Genomic DNA, 15,162 nt, shown 5'->3' on the forward strand with positions numbered 1-15,162 from the left:
CACCGTCAGGAGCGCTCTCTGTCGTTGCCAGGTTTCCTCATCAGCCCAAGCGCGGCTCCAAGCCCGACCGCGAGACCGGCAGCCAGAAGCGGTTGCTTGCGGAACAGCGTCAGAGCCGTGGCGATGACCAGACTGGTTTGCGCCTGCGAGCGTCGGCGCTTGTCCGCCGCGATGCGCCGGTCACGCGCATTGAGCGCGTACATGATGCCGATGATGATGAGGCCGAGCACGAGGGAGATGACTGCGAGGATGATGGTGGCCGTCAGCGGCGTATAGAATGCGCTGAGATAGATCGCGCCTGCGACGAGGGCAAAAATATAGGCAGTCAGAAAAAACAAGGAAGCCAGCAGCCACATGGCTCCGTTCCGCTTGATTCGCGATACCGTAACGCCGATGTCTGTCAGGACGAGAGCCGAAAGCATTGCGACCAAAGGACCCATTTTTTTCTCCAGGGACAAGAACGCAAGGTCGGCCGGCAAAGTTGCCGCTTGCCAGCTTCGGATATGACGGGCACCGGCCGGTGAGACCGTCGCCCGGGTCGGGTTTGGGCTAGCGGCGGATAAGAGCTGCGATCAAAAGACCAAGGGCAGCCGCAGCACCGAGGGTCGCGACGGGGTGCGCGCGAACGGTATGGCGGACCTGCCTTTCGGTGAGCGCGTAGCGACTGCGCAGTTCTGCGAACAGTTGCTCGCCATTTTCGATCAGATCGTGCAGGCTGGCTTCAGCGTGCTCGCGTGCATCATGGGCCTTTGTGCGAACATCCTTCGAGGCTTCCGCGCCGCGCTGCGACAGGAGTTTCGCAAGTGATGCGATTTCATCGCGCAGCTCATTGATCTGATCTTCGATCGGCGCATCGACGAAGCGCTTCTTTGCGCTGGAACCGGAAAAGAGACCTGTTGCCATGATGGAACTCCTATCTGCGGCGGGAATGCGGTTCACTGCAAACCCGGCGTTCTGTCGTACCGACATGTGAAATCATCACCGTGCCAGCGGTTCGCGACCTCAACGCGCAGGAAGATGTTTGGTTCCACCGGAACCGCGGATGCTTAGCCAACGGCCGTGTGAGGCAGGACGAACGGGACGCTGCCCGCCGGCGTGGCGTTAACCCGCATGGCGCAGCCGAAAACCGCCTCCATGATGGTGTCGGTCATCACCGCGTTCGGGCGCCCGGTCGCACGAACGCGGCCGCTCTTCATCATGATCATCCGGTCGGCGAACATGGCGGTGAGATTGAGGTCGTGCATGATGGCGATGACGCCGCCGCCGCGCGCGCAGAAATCTCGGGCAAGCCGCATGATGGTCAGCTGGTGACGAATGTCGAGGCTGGAGACCGGCTCGTCGAGGAGCAGAAACGCGGATTCTCCATGCTGAACAGGCTCCCAAATCTGGCAGAGGGCCCGAGCAAGCTGCACGCGCTGCTGTTCGCCGCCGGAAAGCTCCTGGTAGAAACGACCGGCGAAACCCGACAGGTCGACGGCGTCAAGTGCTTCCCCGGCGATCCGGTCGGTGTCATTCGTCCCGGCTTTTGCGCCAACGGACAACCCCATGCGAACGATTTCGCGTACCGTAAAGGGGAAGGAGATTACCGTCGATTGCGGCAGAACGGCGCGTTTCAAGGCGAGTTCCCACGGCTTCAGCGTCGCAATGTCGTGACCGTTGATACTCACGGTGCCGTCATAGGAGAGTTCGCCGGCAATCGCCTTGAGGCTGGTGGTCTTGCCGGAGCCGTTCGGACCGACGATCGCCGTCAACTGGCCAGCCTCGGCCTCGATGTTGACGCCGTGCAGCACCTGTTTTCCGGAAAGCCGGACGGAGAGATTGCTGGCCTTGATCATGATCTGTCCTCAAAGCCCCAAGTGGGAGCGCCCGCGCAGCAGTATCCACAGGAAGAACGGGGCGCCGGCAAAAGCCGTGATGATGCCGATCGGCAGTTCCGCCGGCGGCACGATGGTCCGCGCAATCATGTCGGCGAAGATCAGGAGGGTGCCGCCGAGCAGCGCCGACGCTGGCAACAGATAGCGATGATCCGGCCCGATGATCAGCCTCAGCACATGCGGCACGACAATGCCGACGAAACCGATGCCACCGCTGACGGCGACCGAGGCGCCTGTCGAGGCCGCAACGCTGACAATGGCGCTGTTCTTCAGCCGCTGAACCGGGATGCCCATATGGAAGGCGGCCGCTTCGCCGAGCGTCAGGGCGTTGAGGCCGCGCGCCAGGAAAGGTACGACGGCAAGCGAAACGAGGATGATCGGTGCGGCGGAGAAGATTTTCGTCCAGTTGGCGCCGGCGAGCGACCCCAGGCCCCAGAAGGTCAGGTCGCGCAACTGCTTGTCGTCGGCGATGAAGATGAGAACGCCGGTGACAGCATTGGCAAGCGCCGCGAGCGCAATGCCGGCAAGCAGCATGGTCGCTACCGACGTCTGGCCGCTGCGTGTCGCGATCCGGTAAAGCAAGAGCGTCGTGAAGAGGCCGCCAAGAAATGCGGCGACCGGCAGGGCATAGAAGCGGAAAACGTCAAACAGCGCGCCAAAGAGGGAACTACCGAGCACGATCATCAGCACGGCGCCAAGGCTAGCGCCGGAGGAGACGCCGACGAGCGCCGGGTCGGCCAGCGGGTTGCGGAAAAGCCCCTGCATGATCGTGCCGGAGACCGCGAGGGAGGCGCCGACGAGAAGGCCCATGACAGCACGCGGCAGCCGGATGTCGAGAATGATGATCCGGTCGCGGGCGCTCAGCGCCGGTTCCGCACCGTCGACGCCGAAGAGCCAGCGCAACACGTTGCCGACCGAAGCGTCGGCGGCACCTGTCATGATGGAGGCGGCAAACATCGTGGTGGCCAGCGCGACTAGCGCGAGGATCAGTAGTTGCGCCAGCCGCGACCGGTCGCCCAGCAGCCGTTCGGATTTCAGACGTGCCGCAAACGACCGCGACTGGCCGTCACCTGCCGCCATTTCACTGTAATGCATTCGGTTTTCCGTAGATCGCTGCATTCAACTCGCGCACTGCGCCTGCGGTGCGCGGGCCAAAACCGAGCAGATGCAAGCCGTCCATGCGGATCACCGCCCGGGTCTTGGCCGCGGGTGTCAGGCTGAGCGCGGGATGGGCAAAGAGTTCGTCGTCTGTCGCAGCATGACCGCCGCTGCGCGTCATCATCAGGACGATATCGGGCTTGGCTTCGATGATCGCTTCGTCGGTCAGCGGTTTGTAGCCCGGGAAGCTTCCCGCCGCGTTGACGGCACCGGCGAGCGCAATGATGCCGTCTGCCGCCGTGCCGGTGCCCGACGCCATGATCTTTCCGCCCTGGGCGCTCAGGATGAAGATCACGCGCTTGCGCTCGCTCTCCGGACGCTTGGCAGCGTCCGCGACTGCGGCGTCAAGGTCGGCCCTAATTTTCTCAGACAGTGTTGCCGCCTTGTCCGGCACGCCGAGGAAGTCGCCAACGGTATTGATCTTTGCGAGGATGCCGTCGCGATCGAATTTCTCCGAAACCGTCTGGAACGGGATTTTCGCCTCTTTGAGAACGTTCAGTGCCTCCGGCGGGCCGCTCCCCTCCACGGCAATGACGGCGGTCGGATTGGTGGCGATCACGCCTTCAGGCGCCAGTTGCCGCATATAGCCGACGTTGGGCAGCTTCAGTGCTGCCTCGGGATAGACGCTGGTCGAGTCGCGCCCGACGAGCCTGCTCTCTTCGCCGAGCGCGTACACGATCTCGGTAATGGCGCCACCGACGGAGACCAGGCGGGAGGTGTCGGCCTTCTGCATGTCCTGCGCGACAGCTGCGCGCAGGAAGGAGGGCGGCGAAGCGATCGGCAGCACGAACGGTGCTGAAACGGCAAAAAGAGCCAGAGCCAGTTCCCAGGAACGCAACCGCCGAAAATCATAGGGCGTATTCATGATGAGCTCCTTCAGGCTGCAGCGGTGATATCGAGCCGGGCGAGGTTTTCCATGATCGTGCGCCATTCCGGACGCTCGGCAAAGCCTTCCTTGCGCTTGCCGAAGAACTGGATGACCATTTCACCCTTGGCGTCGAGCGCTTCCAGCGAGGTGACATGACCGTCGGCCGTCGGCTTGCGAACGGCCCAGATTTCGGCGAGATGGTCCTTGCGCAGGTGCAGGTGGAAGGTCGGGTCCATGACGTTGAGCCAAGGCCCCATTGTCTGGATGTTGGCGAGTGGTCCGGAGTGGATCTGGATAATGCCGTGATTGCCGACGAAGCACATGATCGGTAGCTTGATGCTGGCGGCGCCGCGCATCATCTCTTCCACGGCTTCCGGCTGCAGTTTCCAGGCGAAATCCTCGCCGATCGATTGCAGCGCCTACCGGCGGTCGAGCTTCAGCTTGCGCAGGAGGCCATGGAACTGATGGGTGTCGGTCATCCTGCTCCACTCGTCGCGCAGCGCGCCAACGTCAACGGCTGCGTTCTCGGCATCGGCGATGCTTCCCACAGCGGCTTGGGGGGCGAATTCCTGCGATTGGTCTTCCAGTCTGAAGGCTTCCATGATGCTGCGATAGGCATCGAGATTGGAGGCTGTGCGCAGATGCACCTTGTGAACGGCGGTTCCCTGATTGTCGAAGAACTGCAGGCTTCGGCGCACTGTGTCGCCATCGGTTTTGGTGACCGCAAAACCATGCGCCCAGATGCCTGGAAAGATACGCAGGTCGATGTTTTCGCCGAGCACGATTGAGGAATTCTTACCGGACTTGATATTCTCGAACACGCCGATTTTCTCGTGAACGGCGCTTTCGTTGCGTGTCAGCGCCATGACCTCTTCAAGCTCGGCTGCGCGTTCGAGGAAACGGTTGGCGTCCGCGTCGATCCGAACCGCGGTTAGCCCACATTCGGCGGCAACGAGGGCCGCTTCTGAAATACCCAGCTGAGCGGCGATGTCGCGTTCACGCATCTTGGGGTTGGCGGCCCGATAGGCGCGAATATCGGACGGGGTCGGACGGGTCGTCTGAGTCATGGGAGTGGCCTATTTGTTCAGGATGAGTTTGCCCTGGCGGGTAATTTTCATGCGGTAGACGGCGCCGTCATGCGCAATCAGGATTTCGTTTCCGCCGCGAAAGAGATCGCGGCTCTCAACGATGCGCTGCGTCTGGCTGGCCGACAAGGAAACCGGCACGGCATCTGGATGGTTTGGTGTCACAGGCTTCTTGTCCTGATCATGGCGGCCGAAAACAGAAGACTGCTCCCCTTCTCAAGCCGGGTCATTGCGATTAGTATCTTGACTTCATTACTCATCTTTTATTATGGACGCAATACAGGATTTTTTTAGTCAAGTTTAATTTCGGGGCCGCATCGCTTGCCGGCGGTATACCGCGGCCGCGACGCCCATTTGTGAGAGTGGATAGACAATGATGAAATTCGATCGACTGTTGCCCTTGGCCCTGTTCGCCGCTGTCTATCCGGCACCCGCCGCCCTGGCTCAGGACGCCCGGACGTCCGGCAATCTGACGGTCGAGATCAATGATCTGGCGTCGTCCGACAAGGGCTGCAAGTTGACATTCGTGGCCGGCAACGGCTTGGCCCAATCGCTCTCCAAGGTCTCCTTCGAATTCGTGCTCTTCGATGAAAAGGGCCTGGTCGAGCGGATGGCGGTTCTCGATTTCCGCGATCTGCCGGCCGGCAAGACCAGGGTCCGCCAGTTCGACCTTTCAGGAACGAAATGCGAGGCTGTGAAAAGTCTCTTGATCAACGACGCCCCGGTCTGCGACGGCGACGGTGTTGCCAAGGACGCATGCATGAAGGTGTTGAAAACCGGTTCCACGTCATCTGTCGAACTGAAGGGGTGAAACGGTTTTCGCATCGGTATCTGTGATGAACAATACGGCAAAATGGACCGGGGCGATCGTGCTCTCGCTGCTGGCGCACGCAGGTGCTGCAAAGCTGTTCGAACCCGCCGAAAAGCCGCCGGAGCAGGCATTGGTCGCCGGCGGCGAAGCGATGGAAGTAACGGTCCTCGGCAACGCCTTCGAGGAAATGATCCAGGCGGGTGATCCAGCCGACGCGATGGAGCCGGAGGAAGTCGCGCCGGAGGAGATTGAGCCTGCGCCCGTCGATGTGGCGGGTGGCCCGCCGGTCCAATCCGAGATCACGGCGGAGACGCCGACCGATATCGTGCTCACCGAAGCCGATGTGATCCTGCCGGCCGAGGAGATTTCGCCCGTTGCGGCCGAGCAGCCTGAAATCACGGCGACGGTCGCACCGGCGAAAACGGTGGTTCCGGAAGAGAAGCCGGAGATGGTGAAGCCGGAACCGGAAAAGAAGCCGGAACCGAAGAAAAAACTTGAGAAGGAAAGGCCGAAGACGAAGCCTGTCAAGAAAAAGGCGGGCGATGCGGGCATGCAAACAGAGACCCTCAACAAGGGGCAGGCGGATGGTGTCAAGAACGCTGTCACCAGTTCGAGCACGGGCAAGAAGGGCGCGAAATCCCAAGCGTTCGGCAATGCGGCCGAGAGCAACTACAAGGGTAAGGTTCGGTCAAAGGTGCAGCGACATTTCCGCTATCCCAAGGCAGCCGATCGCGCAGGTATCCGCGGTACCGTTCAAGTCAGTTTCACCATATTGGCCAACGGTGGGGTCAGCGGTGCGAGGATCTCAAAGAGTTCCGGTTCACCCGTCCTCGACGAGGCCGCGTTGAATGCTGTTCGCGGAGCCGAGCCGTTTCCGAAAATTCCGGACGCCGCTAACCGTGGCAGTTGGCCTTTCACCATCCCGCTGCAGTTTGGCAGGTAGTCATTGCGCCGGCAGACGTCTGGCACACGAGAATACGCGGGGCTCAAAAATATGACAATAAAACTCATCTTTATACTTTACTCTTTTTATCAAGTTAAATACGGTCCACCCACCATCAGCCGGACGGCGATTCCGAAACAAAGCGGAGACTGACATGGGTGACAAACGGCATCAGCTCAAGCCGAAGCAGAAGCAGAGCCGCGAGGCTGAAGGGCGTAACACCCAGGCTGCTGACGAAGCGGAGAAATCGAAGCTTGAAGGCCGCAGCTTCCTTTATGTCGGCGGGCGGGATTGTCAGGTGGCGCATTTGCGTCAGATCGCCAGTTCCCATGGAGCCGAGCTGATCCATCACGATGGCGGGTTGCGCGAGGCGGTTTCCCGCATCGACAACATCCTTCCCTCCGTCGACTGCGTGTTTTGCCCGATCGACTGTATCAGCCATGATGCGTGCCTCAGGGTTAAGACCGGCTGCAAGAAGTGGGGCAAGGCCTTCGTGCCGCTTCGCAACGGCAGCAAGTCGAGCCTGGAGCGGGCGTTTCTGGATTTGAAGGCGAGCCGAAACAACGCCGGCTGATCGCCCCCAGGTCGATTTTCCCGGTTTCGCATGTCGATTCCCCAGGAGATGAAGATGAAAAACAATCGTCCCGATCAGTTCACCATGATCGGCCTGCACAAACTGGCGTCGCACATCGGCGACGGGATGGTTCCGGAGCTTTACGAACTCCTGTCACGCCGGGCGCAGATGCTTGAAGACAATTTGAATGTCACGGAGTTTCCCGCCTGGCAGTCGCGTCCGCCGGTACGGAACGCATTCGGGGTTGCGCCTGATGGAAGGGACAATATTCTGCCATTTCCGTCGGGCGTAGTTGCTGGCGCGCTTGCGAAGGGCAGAGCTTGAAAGGACGCCGCATGTATTTTGCCATGAACAGGTTCAAAATCGCCATCGGCCACGAAGACGCATTCGAAAACGTCTGGAAAGGCCGCGATTCCAGCCTTGTCGAAGTGCCGGGTTTCAAGGAATTCCGGCTCCTGCGTGGAGAAACCATTGCGGACGAAGGCTATACGCTGTTTGTGTCGAGTTCGATCTGGGAAAACCGGGACGCCTTTGTCGCCTGGACGAAGTCGGAGAATTTTCGCGCCGCGCACAGAAACGCTGCCGATAACCGCGCGATGTATCTCGGGCCGCCGAAATTCGAGGGCTTTTCTGCCGTCGAAGGCGCTTGACCGCGGCTTTTCGGGTGGGGAACGCCGGATCAAGTATCCGCGCGCTTGAAGAATGCGCCGGCGGCAATAGCGAGCCAGCCGAGCATCATGAGCGCACCGCCCGCTGGTGCCGACATCGGGAAGAGGCCATGGCCGAGGAAATGCCGCACGGTGAGATCGGCGGCAAACAGAGCCGTGCCAGCGGAAAGCAGGAGCGCGGCCAGCGCCGCCGTCCGCATCATCGGCCAGGCTGCATAGAGCGCGACGAGGGCAGGGGCGTGCGCCAGGCACATGGCAGAGGCAACGCCGAGCAGGCGCGGGTCCGCCCCATGCGACGCAGCCGCGGCGGCGACGACGCCAAACAGTCCCATCAATCCGGCAATGAAGAGGATTGCCGGTCGCAACTCCACGTTCTGCATGCTCTATTCGTCCTTGTTCTGCATATGGTGGGCAAGCCGTGTCACCGGCTCCAGGATGATCGACCGCAACTGTGGATGCGACACCGTTTCCTCGAGCGCCCGGGTGAAGCAGAGGAGCCACTCGTCGCGCTCCTGCGGACCGATCGCTGCGACAAAATGGCGCCGCCGCAACATGGGGTGGCCGCGCTTGTCGGTATAGAGCGGCGGCCCGCCGAGCCAGCCGGTCAGATATTCGTAGAATTTCTCCTCGCTGCCGGAGAGATCGGCCGGATGCACGGCGCGGCAGCGGGCCGCTTCCGCAAGCGTGTCCATCAGCTCGTAGAACCGATGGGTCAGCGCCCGCACCGTGCTGTCGCCGCCGATCGCATTGTAGAGTGTTTCCGTCTGCGCGTCCGTCATCACACCGTCCTTGATTGTTGCCACTTCTAGCGCGACGGACTTTTCCGTTCCAATGGTTTTCACGAGAGCAGGAGCGTTGCGGCGATTGATCGCGCTTCGGAGGCGTCCATCATTTTCCTTGACAAACCGTCCAGACGGTATCTTTATAGAGGCATGTCTATCGCTCATCATCGCCGGAAGCAGCCCGAACGCGTTCGCCAGCAATTGCTGGAAGTTGCCGCGCGCCTGTCTCTCGAGCAGGGTGCGGCGGGCGTGACGCTGGATGCGGTGTCGCAGGCGGCTGGGGTCAGCAAGGGCGGTCTTCTCCACCACTTTCCCAACAAGATGGCACTGCTGGATGGGCTGTTCGACGATCTGACTGGCAAGCTCGACCGGACGATCGCCGAGGAAATGCGCAGCGATCCTGTCGCGCATGGCCGCTTTACCCGTGCCTATCTATCCTGTGTCTTTGCCCTGCAGGACGAGGCCGAGGCGCAGGGTTGGCAGGTGCTGACCATCGCGCTTCTGTCCGAGCCGCAATTGCGGGCGCGCTGGCGGCAATGGGTGGCGGACCGCGCCGATCAACATGTCGGCACCGATTCCTCGGCCGGATGTCTGCTTGCACGGTTTGCCGCCGACGGCCTGTGGCTGGCGGATCTTCTGAAGAGCCACGATATCGACCAAGCGACGCGCCAACAGATGCGGGCACGCCTGATCAGCCTCTCCCAGCAATAACCCGTCGCCGGAGCGCCCGATGAATCCTACCATGCTCTATGCCATGCTTGTGCTCGCCATCGTCTTTGAGGTGCTTGGCACATCGGCGATGCAGGCCGCCCAGCATTTCACCAGGCTGCTGCCGACGCTGGTGATGGTGGTTTGCTACGCGGTCGCCTTCTATTTCCTGTCCTACACGCTGAAGGCTATTCCCGTCGGCATTGCCTATGCGATCTGGAGTGGGCTCGGCATCGTGCTGATCTCGGTCGCGGGCTATTTTCTCTTCGGCCAGAAGCTTGATTTTGCCGCTGTTCTGGGGCTCTGCCTGATCATTGCCGGGGTTATCGTGCTCAATCTCTTCTCCAAATCCACCATCCACTAGCCAAGCGTCACCGACTGGCTCGCGCGCAAAGGCGGTTTGGCGCGAGTCACGCGGTCTGCGAGCAGAAGGCCGGTGGTTCCTCCGTGTGAGTTCGAGGGGGCCACCGACGATCGGTCGTCGTCAGTGAGCCGTCTGCGAATGCTCGCCGCCGGGCTGCGAGATGTCGCTCAGCGCCTCGCCCGTTTCGGCCATCGCGCCATGCGTGGCGATGTCGCCAAGCGAGATAATGCCAACGAGCCTCTTGTCACGATTAAGCACCGGCAGGCGCCGTACTTTGAGGGCGCTCATGGTGTGAAGCACATCGTCGACATCGTCGTCGTCGAAGCAGTACCTAACCTCGGTGCTCATCACATCGCGGATCTTCGCCTCAGGTCCTTTACCCTCGGCAATACCGCGGATGGCGATGTCGCGATCGGTGATCATACCGACCAACCGGTCATTCTCGCCCACCGGCAGAACGCCGGCATCGAGACGTCCCATTGAAACGGCGGCTTCCCGTAATGTCTGTTCAGGATCGGCAATTTCAACATCCTTGGTCATGCAGTTGCTAACTCTCATGGTAATCTCCCTTGAGTTGTGGTGCCCCGCCCAATTGTTGATGATGAACAGACAAACAAACGCACGCCGCTCTGAAATGTTCCATTTTATGTCCGTTCGTAGAAAGGTCGCTTGGAAAACAGCCAGCCCTCCGGCGAGGGTGGTACGTGCGGTATACGCGACCATTGGCCTTTGCGTCTGCCTGAAGGGAATTTCAAACCGAGACGGGCTGACAAACCTTCTCATACCCGGATTTCCACTTGCAAAACTGTTCCGCTGGTTCTATCGCTTCGAATTGAAAGCGGTTTCAATTTTATCAAATGCTGATCGATGGAACGAGGAAAAGGACTGGTCATGACTATCAAGGCAGTCGTGTGGGGTGAAAATATCCACGAACAGACAAACGCGGTTGTGCGGGAAATCTACCCGAACGGCATGCACAATACGATCGCCGCGGCGCTCAACACCGACGTCGGTATCGAGGCGACGACAGCGACGCTGCAGGAGCCGGAACATGGCTTGAGCGTCGAGCGGCTGGCCAAGACCGATGTGCTGCTCTGGTGGGGCCACAAGGACCACGGCGCGGTGGCAGACGAGATCGTCGAGCGCGTCGCCAGGCGCGTTTGGGAAGGCATGGGCCTGATCGTCCTGCACTCCGGCCATTTCTCCAAGCCGTTCAAGCGGCTGATGGGCACTCCGTGCGCGCTGAAATGGCGCGAGGCGGGCGAGCGCGAGCGGGTCTGGGTGATCAACCCGCGCCATCCGATCGCAGCAGGGCTGGACGAGAATTTCGTGCTGGAGAACGAGGAAATGTACGGCGAGCAGTTCTCCGTGCCGGAGCCGCTGGAGACCGTGTTCATCTCCTGGTTTGCCGGTGGCGAGGTGTTCCGCTCAGGGCTGACCTGGCGGCGCGGCGCCGGCAACATCTTCTATTTCCGCCCCGGCCACGAGACCTATCCGACCTATCACGATGCCAACGTCCACAAGGTACTGCGCAATTCCGTGCGGTGGGCTTACAACCCCCAAGGCACCTACAGCGCCATCCACGATGCGCCGAACGTGCCGGTCGAACAGGCGCTGGAGCCGATCGTCGAGCGCGGGCCGAAGCTGCATCAGGCGGATGAGCAGGGGTACAAATGATGAAGCCTATCCGTCTTCTTATCCTCGGCACCGGCGGCATGGCCAACACCCATGCCATGAATTTCGCGACCATGACGGGTGTTGCGCTCGTGGCAGCGGTCGATGTCGATCTCGTCCGGGTGCAGGCTTTCGCGCTGCGCCACGCCATCCCGAATACCTTCACCTCGCTCGAAGAGGCAATCGCTTGGGGGCAGTTCGACGCAGTCGCCAATGTCACGCCGGACAAGATCCACTATCCGACGACGTTGAAGCTTCTGGCGGCGGGCAAGCACGTGCTTTGCGAAAAGCCCCTGGCGGAGGACTATGCCAAGGCCGACGAGATGGCGGCTGCAGCGGAGAAATCCGGTTTGGTGACGATGGTCAACCTGACCTATCGCAACGTCGCGGAAATCCAGAAGGCGCGCCGGTTGGTGCTCGCCGGCGAGATCGGCACATTGCGCCACATCGAGGCCTCCTATCTGCAAAGCTGGCTGGTCTCCAAGGCCTGGGGCGACTGGGCAACGGAATCGCAGTGGCTCTGGCGGCTTTCGACCAAACATGGCTCAAACGGCGTGCTCGGCGATGTCGGCATTCATATTCTCGATTTTGCCGGTTATGGCGCGGCGAGCGACATCGAACACGTCTTTGCGCGGCTGAAAACCTTCGACAAGGCGCCCGGCAACCGCATCGGCGAATACCACCTCGACGCCAATGACAGCTTCACCATGACTGCCGAATTCGCCAATGGCGCCATGGGCGTCATCCATGCCAGCCGCTGGGCGACCGGGCATCTCAACGAGTTGCGCCTGCGCATGCATGGTGACAAGGGGGCTATCGAAGTGATCCACACGCCGGACGGATCGACGCTTCGCGTATGCCTCGGCGAAGACATCGAAAAGGGGCTTTGGAAGGATATCGACGCGGGAACCGTGCTCACCAACTACCAACGCTTCATTGATGCGATCAGGGCCGGCAAGACGGAGGAGCCGGGCTTTCGGCACGCGGCGGATCTCCAGAAGATACTCGATCTTGCCCTGCTCACGGAGAAGGAGCGCCGTGAACTCGCAGTGTAACGTCAGTCCCGTTTCGCAGCAGCCGTCGAGTTGCGGATGACCAGTTCCACCGGCCAGACCTCGCGCAGCGTCTCGGCCGGTGTTCCCTGCAGAAGCTCCAGCACCATTTCGCCGATCCGCGCCCCGGCTGCGCGGATCGAGGACCGCGTCGTCGATAGCGTCGGCACGAGGTGGTCGGGGCTGATATAGGGAAAGACGTCGTCATGGGCGATCAGCGAAATATCGTCGCCTACTTTCATTCCCGCGATCCGGATGGCTCTCATCGCGCCGAGGGCTGACATCATGGAACCGGCGACAACCGCCGTCGGCTTGCGGTCAAGCTTCAGGAAACCCTGCATCAGCCGGAACCCCATCTCGTCGGTGAATTCGCCATGCCCGGTCAGTGCCGGATCGATGGCAACACCGCGCTCGGCAAGGGCGGTCTGGTAACCTTCCTGCCGATGTTCGGCGAAAATCCGGCCGCGATAGCCGTTGAGAAGCGCGATGCGGCGGTGGCCGAGATCGAGGAGATGGCTGGTCGCCTGGCGCACGGCGCCGAAATTGTCGATGTCAAGCCAGCCGAAATTGCCGTCATAATTGGTGCGACCGTGCACGATGAAAGGCAGGCGCAGCGAATTGAGCAGGGCAATACGCGGATCGTCGAGGAAGGGAGAATGCAGGATGACGGCATCGACGCGCTTGCTGGCGGCGAGCCGCCGATAGGTGGCCAGTTCCGCTTCCTGTGAATCGACGGTGGAGACCAGGATGTCGATCTCCTCCTGCTGCAGCCGCCCGCCCAGTCCGCCCATGAACTCGCTCGTATGCGGCCCGAACTCGCCGCCGCCCTTCAGCACGATACCAATTGCGCCGACCCGGCCGGTGGCAAGGCCGAGCGCGCTGGTATTCGGCCGGTAGCCATATTCGAGTGCTGCTTTCAGCACACGTTCGCGGGTCGCCTGCTTCACCTCGGGATAACCGCTGAGCGCGCGGCTCACCGTCGTCTGTGAAAGCTCAAGCCGGCTTGCGAACTCCTTGAGGTTCATGTGGGATTCCCTGTTGTCTGCCGCAATAGTTTAGGCTGCTTTACGGCTGCGTCAAAGGGGCAATGCCAGACACTGCCAGGCACGCCCTCGCGGATCGCCGGGAGAAATCCGGCGCCGTGTCTGCGGCTCGCGCCCGTATTGTGGTTGCTCCACCTTTGCGCAGTTGACCAGGCGTGAAGCGCTGCGTGAAGTCGTTCACTTCAGCGATATAGGCGGGCAGATAACCCGAAAACAGCAGCCGGTGATCCAGCGGCAGGCGCCGGGACGGTGCGGCTGATCATCGCAAAGACGATCGTCGTGCAGTTGGCCGTTGTCGTGTTGTAGAAGCGCTGTAAGCCGTTATTCCATCAGAGTTTTTAAGAATGTTGAATTTTGTCGATGCCACATTGTTATTCGCCATGCGATTCACTAGCATCGTGTTCTTGACCAACTGGACAATAATGGGCGTCCGCTCATTGAAACATCAGGCAGGACAGGAATTCTTGAATGCAGGCGGTTTTCGACGGGCACAATGATGTGCTGCTGCGGCTTTGGAGCAATGCCAAGAACGGTGCCGATCCGGTCCATGAATTTGTGAACGGAACGGCTGAAGGCCACATCGACGGCCCCCGCGCCAAACGGGGCGGTCTCGCCGGTGGGCTGTCGGCAATCTATATCCCGTCCGCGCATCTGGTGCTGAAGACGCCGGACGCGAATGGCCATTACAACACGCCGCTGTCCGAGCCGCTGCAGCGGCAGCCTTCTCTCGATATCGCGCTGGAATTCACCGCCATTGCCTTGCGGCTCGATCGCGCTGGCGCCTGGAAGCTCTGCCGTTCGGTCACCGACATCAGGACTGCGATGGCGCAGGGCGTCTTCGCCGCCGTGCTTCATATGGAGGGCTGCGAGGCGATTGGACCGGATCTTGCCGCGCTCGAAACATTCTACGCCGCCGGATTGCGCTCGCTCGGGCCGGTCTGGAGCCGCCACAACGTCTTCGGCCACGGCGTGCCCTTCGCCTTTCCGGTGGGACCTGATACCGGACCCGGCCTCACGGATGCCGGTTTCGATCTCGTGCGCGAATGCAACCGCCTTGGTATCCTGGTCGATCTTGCCCACATCACCGAAAAGGGTTTCTGGGATGTGGCCAAAACGACGGACCAGCCGCTGATCGCCAGCCACTCCAACGCGCATTCGCTGACCACCGTCGCGCGCAACCTGACCGACCGGCAGATGGATGCTATCCGCGAGCGCAGGGGACTGGCGGGGCTCAACTATGCGACGACGATGCTGCGGCCCGACGGCCAGGAGAATGCCAGGACGCCGCTCTCCGACATGGTCCGGCACATCGACTACATGGTCGAGCGCATGGGCATCGATTGCGTGGCGCTCGGATCGGACTTTGACGGCGCGACCATCCCGGAAGAAATCGGCGATGCGGCGGGCAATCAAAGCCTGATTGTTGCCCTCAGGGCTGCCGGATATGGTGCTACCGAACTGACGAAATTGTGCCGGGAAAACTGGCTGCGCGTTTTGGCTCAAGCCTGGCACGAAGCCGCTTGAACCGAAAACAAAGGGCCGCATGGGCTCAAAAAGA

At 61.1% G+C, this 15,162-nt stretch carries 20 protein-coding genes and 2 pseudogenes; 10 read left to right on the top strand and 12 right to left on the bottom strand.

What is annotated here, in order from left to right; all coding sequences use genetic code 11:
• Positions 1-5 precede the first annotated feature (5 nt).
• The 7 genes and pseudogenes from ACSQ2Z_RS06695 to hemP form a co-directional block, all read right to left on the bottom strand.
• The gene (locus ACSQ2Z_RS06695) at positions 6-440 is read right to left on the bottom strand and encodes a hypothetical protein (protein ID WP_436080470.1); all 435 of its coding nucleotides are present in this window, start codon (positions 438-440) and stop codon (positions 6-8) included.
• Between the two features lie 109 nt (positions 441-549).
• Positions 550-903 (bottom strand): hypothetical protein, encoded by a 354-nt coding sequence (locus ACSQ2Z_RS06700; protein WP_436080471.1) that lies wholly within the window; start codon positions 901-903, stop codon positions 550-552.
• A gap of 143 nt (positions 904-1,046) precedes the next feature.
• The gene (locus tag ACSQ2Z_RS06705) at positions 1,047-1,835 is read right to left on the bottom strand and encodes a heme ABC transporter ATP-binding protein (RefSeq protein WP_436080472.1); all 789 of its coding nucleotides are present in this window, start codon (positions 1,833-1,835) and stop codon (positions 1,047-1,049) included.
• 9 nt (positions 1,836-1,844) lie between these two features.
• Complete coding sequence (locus ACSQ2Z_RS06710) at positions 1,845-2,969, bottom strand: FecCD family ABC transporter permease (RefSeq protein WP_436080473.1); 1,125 nt, start codon at positions 2,967-2,969, stop codon at positions 1,845-1,847.
• Entirely contained in the window at positions 2,956-3,897 is a 942-nt protein-coding gene (locus ACSQ2Z_RS06715; RefSeq protein WP_436080474.1) for a heme/hemin ABC transporter substrate-binding protein, read from the bottom strand. Before ACSQ2Z_RS06715 ends, ACSQ2Z_RS06710 begins: the two co-directional genes overlap by 14 nt.
• Before the next feature lie 11 nt (positions 3,898-3,908).
• Positions 3,909-4,967: pseudogene (locus ACSQ2Z_RS06720) on the bottom strand (hemin-degrading factor).
• A gap of 9 nt (positions 4,968-4,976) precedes the next feature.
• Positions 4,977-5,150, bottom strand: coding sequence for a hemin uptake protein HemP (gene hemP / locus ACSQ2Z_RS06725; protein ID WP_436080475.1), 174 nt, complete (start codon positions 5,148-5,150; stop codon positions 4,977-4,979).
• Between the two features lie 211 nt (positions 5,151-5,361).
• On the opposite strand from hemP, the gene ACSQ2Z_RS06730 reads away from it, so the two are divergent.
• From ACSQ2Z_RS06730 to ACSQ2Z_RS06750, 5 genes are all read left to right on the top strand, one after another.
• Positions 5,362-5,796, top strand: coding sequence for a hypothetical protein (locus tag ACSQ2Z_RS06730; protein WP_436083007.1), 435 nt, complete (start codon positions 5,362-5,364; stop codon positions 5,794-5,796).
• Between the two features lie 25 nt (positions 5,797-5,821).
• Positions 5,822-6,739: a TonB family protein gene (locus ACSQ2Z_RS06735; protein ID WP_436080476.1), complete on the top strand. Its 918-nt coding sequence runs from the start codon at positions 5,822-5,824 to the stop codon at positions 6,737-6,739.
• Positions 6,740-6,893: 154 nt separating this feature from the next.
• Positions 6,894-7,313, top strand: coding sequence for a DUF2325 domain-containing protein (locus ACSQ2Z_RS06740; RefSeq protein ID WP_436080477.1), 420 nt, complete (start codon positions 6,894-6,896; stop codon positions 7,311-7,313).
• A gap of 54 nt (positions 7,314-7,367) precedes the next feature.
• Positions 7,368-7,637 (top strand): hypothetical protein, encoded by a 270-nt coding sequence (locus ACSQ2Z_RS06745; RefSeq protein WP_436080478.1) that lies wholly within the window; start codon positions 7,368-7,370, stop codon positions 7,635-7,637.
• An 11-nt stretch (positions 7,638-7,648) separates the two neighbouring features.
• On the top strand, positions 7,649-7,963 hold the full coding sequence (locus tag ACSQ2Z_RS06750) for an antibiotic biosynthesis monooxygenase family protein (protein ID WP_436080479.1): 315 nt from the start codon (positions 7,649-7,651) through the stop codon (positions 7,961-7,963).
• 29 nt (positions 7,964-7,992) lie between these two features.
• On the opposite strand, the gene ACSQ2Z_RS06755 is transcribed toward ACSQ2Z_RS06750, so the two are convergent.
• Positions 7,993-8,361 carry a DUF423 domain-containing protein gene (locus ACSQ2Z_RS06755; protein ID WP_436080480.1) on the bottom strand — a complete coding sequence of 123 codons (369 nt, stop codon included), beginning with the start codon at positions 8,359-8,361 and terminating at the stop codon, positions 7,993-7,995.
• A gap of 3 nt (positions 8,362-8,364) precedes the next feature.
• On the bottom strand, positions 8,365-8,760 hold the full coding sequence (locus ACSQ2Z_RS06760) for a group II truncated hemoglobin (RefSeq protein WP_436080481.1): 396 nt from the start codon (positions 8,758-8,760) through the stop codon (positions 8,365-8,367).
• Positions 8,761-8,913: 153 nt separating this feature from the next.
• On the opposite strand from ACSQ2Z_RS06760, the gene ACSQ2Z_RS06765 reads away from it, so the two are divergent.
• Together ACSQ2Z_RS06765 and ACSQ2Z_RS06770 are read left to right on the top strand one after the other, a co-directional pair.
• Positions 8,914-9,474 carry a TetR/AcrR family transcriptional regulator gene (locus ACSQ2Z_RS06765; protein ID WP_436080482.1) on the top strand — a complete coding sequence of 187 codons (561 nt, stop codon included), beginning with the start codon at positions 8,914-8,916 and terminating at the stop codon, positions 9,472-9,474.
• Between the two features lie 19 nt (positions 9,475-9,493).
• Complete coding sequence (locus ACSQ2Z_RS06770) at positions 9,494-9,835, top strand: DMT family transporter (protein ID WP_436080483.1); 342 nt, start codon at positions 9,494-9,496, stop codon at positions 9,833-9,835.
• Positions 9,836-9,955: 120 nt separating this feature from the next.
• Here ACSQ2Z_RS06770 and ACSQ2Z_RS06775 read toward each other — a convergent pair whose 3' ends face one another.
• Positions 9,956-10,393, bottom strand: a complete 438-nt coding sequence (locus ACSQ2Z_RS06775; protein WP_436083008.1) for a CBS domain-containing protein — start codon at positions 10,391-10,393, stop codon at positions 9,956-9,958.
• Between the two features lie 333 nt (positions 10,394-10,726).
• Here ACSQ2Z_RS06775 and ACSQ2Z_RS06780 point away from each other — a divergent pair, with 333 nt between their 5' ends.
• Both ACSQ2Z_RS06780 and ACSQ2Z_RS06785 read left to right on the top strand, forming a co-directional pair.
• Positions 10,727-11,512 (top strand): ThuA domain-containing protein, encoded by a 786-nt coding sequence (locus tag ACSQ2Z_RS06780; RefSeq protein WP_436080484.1) that lies wholly within the window; start codon positions 10,727-10,729, stop codon positions 11,510-11,512.
• Between the two features lie 8 nt (positions 11,513-11,520).
• On the top strand, positions 11,521-12,564 hold the full coding sequence (locus tag ACSQ2Z_RS06785) for a Gfo/Idh/MocA family protein (RefSeq protein ID WP_436083009.1): 1,044 nt from the start codon (positions 11,521-11,523) through the stop codon (positions 12,562-12,564).
• A gap of 2 nt (positions 12,565-12,566) precedes the next feature.
• Here ACSQ2Z_RS06785 and ACSQ2Z_RS06790 read toward each other — a convergent pair whose 3' ends face one another.
• Together ACSQ2Z_RS06790 and ACSQ2Z_RS06795 are read right to left on the bottom strand one after the other, a co-directional pair.
• Positions 12,567-13,586 (bottom strand): substrate-binding domain-containing protein, encoded by a 1,020-nt coding sequence (locus tag ACSQ2Z_RS06790; protein WP_436080485.1) that lies wholly within the window; start codon positions 13,584-13,586, stop codon positions 12,567-12,569.
• Between the two features lie 200 nt (positions 13,587-13,786).
• A pseudogene (locus tag ACSQ2Z_RS06795) lies at positions 13,787-13,909 on the bottom strand (hypothetical protein); the annotation flags it as partial.
• Between the two features lie 163 nt (positions 13,910-14,072).
• On the opposite strand from ACSQ2Z_RS06795, the gene ACSQ2Z_RS06800 reads away from it, so the two are divergent.
• Entirely contained in the window at positions 14,073-15,128 is a 1,056-nt protein-coding gene (locus tag ACSQ2Z_RS06800; RefSeq protein WP_436080486.1) for a dipeptidase, read from the top strand.
• The last annotated feature ends 34 nt before the right edge of the window (positions 15,129-15,162 follow it).

The organism is Pararhizobium sp. LjRoot235, from assembly GCF_964254145.1.
Taxonomy (GTDB): Bacteria; Pseudomonadota; Alphaproteobacteria; order Rhizobiales; family Rhizobiaceae; genus Pararhizobium.

Coding starts and splice junctions, on each gene's coding strand:
- ACSQ2Z_RS06745 (WP_436080478.1), top strand. CDS start 7,368: ATGAAAAACAATCGTCCCGATCAGTTCACCATGATCGGCCTGCACAAA.
- ACSQ2Z_RS06800 (WP_436080486.1), top strand. CDS start 14,073: ATGCAGGCGGTTTTCGACGGGCACAATGATGTGCTGCTGCGGCTTTGG.
- ACSQ2Z_RS06790 (WP_436080485.1), bottom strand. CDS start 13,586: ATGAACCTCAAGGAGTTCGCAAGCCGGCTTGAGCTTTCACAGACGACG.
- ACSQ2Z_RS06775 (WP_436083008.1), bottom strand. CDS start 10,393: ATGAGAGTTAGCAACTGCATGACCAAGGATGTTGAAATTGCCGATCCT.
- ACSQ2Z_RS06750 (WP_436080479.1), top strand. CDS start 7,649: ATGTATTTTGCCATGAACAGGTTCAAAATCGCCATCGGCCACGAAGAC.
- ACSQ2Z_RS06770 (WP_436080483.1), top strand. CDS start 9,494: ATGAATCCTACCATGCTCTATGCCATGCTTGTGCTCGCCATCGTCTTT.
- ACSQ2Z_RS06715 (WP_436080474.1), bottom strand. CDS start 3,897: ATGAATACGCCCTATGATTTTCGGCGGTTGCGTTCCTGGGAACTGGCT.
- ACSQ2Z_RS06760 (WP_436080481.1), bottom strand. CDS start 8,760: ATGACGGACGCGCAGACGGAAACACTCTACAATGCGATCGGCGGCGAC.
- ACSQ2Z_RS06735 (WP_436080476.1), top strand. CDS start 5,822: ATGAACAATACGGCAAAATGGACCGGGGCGATCGTGCTCTCGCTGCTG.
- ACSQ2Z_RS06705 (WP_436080472.1), bottom strand. CDS start 1,835: ATGATCAAGGCCAGCAATCTCTCCGTCCGGCTTTCCGGAAAACAGGTG.
- ACSQ2Z_RS06755 (WP_436080480.1), bottom strand. CDS start 8,361: ATGCAGAACGTGGAGTTGCGACCGGCAATCCTCTTCATTGCCGGATTG.
- ACSQ2Z_RS06740 (WP_436080477.1), top strand. CDS start 6,894: ATGGGTGACAAACGGCATCAGCTCAAGCCGAAGCAGAAGCAGAGCCGC.
- ACSQ2Z_RS06730 (WP_436083007.1), top strand. CDS start 5,362: ATGAAATTCGATCGACTGTTGCCCTTGGCCCTGTTCGCCGCTGTCTAT.
- ACSQ2Z_RS06700 (WP_436080471.1), bottom strand. CDS start 903: ATGGCAACAGGTCTCTTTTCCGGTTCCAGCGCAAAGAAGCGCTTCGTC.
- ACSQ2Z_RS06765 (WP_436080482.1), top strand. CDS start 8,914: ATGTCTATCGCTCATCATCGCCGGAAGCAGCCCGAACGCGTTCGCCAG.
- ACSQ2Z_RS06780 (WP_436080484.1), top strand. CDS start 10,727: ATGACTATCAAGGCAGTCGTGTGGGGTGAAAATATCCACGAACAGACA.
- ACSQ2Z_RS06710 (WP_436080473.1), bottom strand. CDS start 2,969: ATGCATTACAGTGAAATGGCGGCAGGTGACGGCCAGTCGCGGTCGTTT.
- ACSQ2Z_RS06695 (WP_436080470.1), bottom strand. CDS start 440: ATGGGTCCTTTGGTCGCAATGCTTTCGGCTCTCGTCCTGACAGACATC.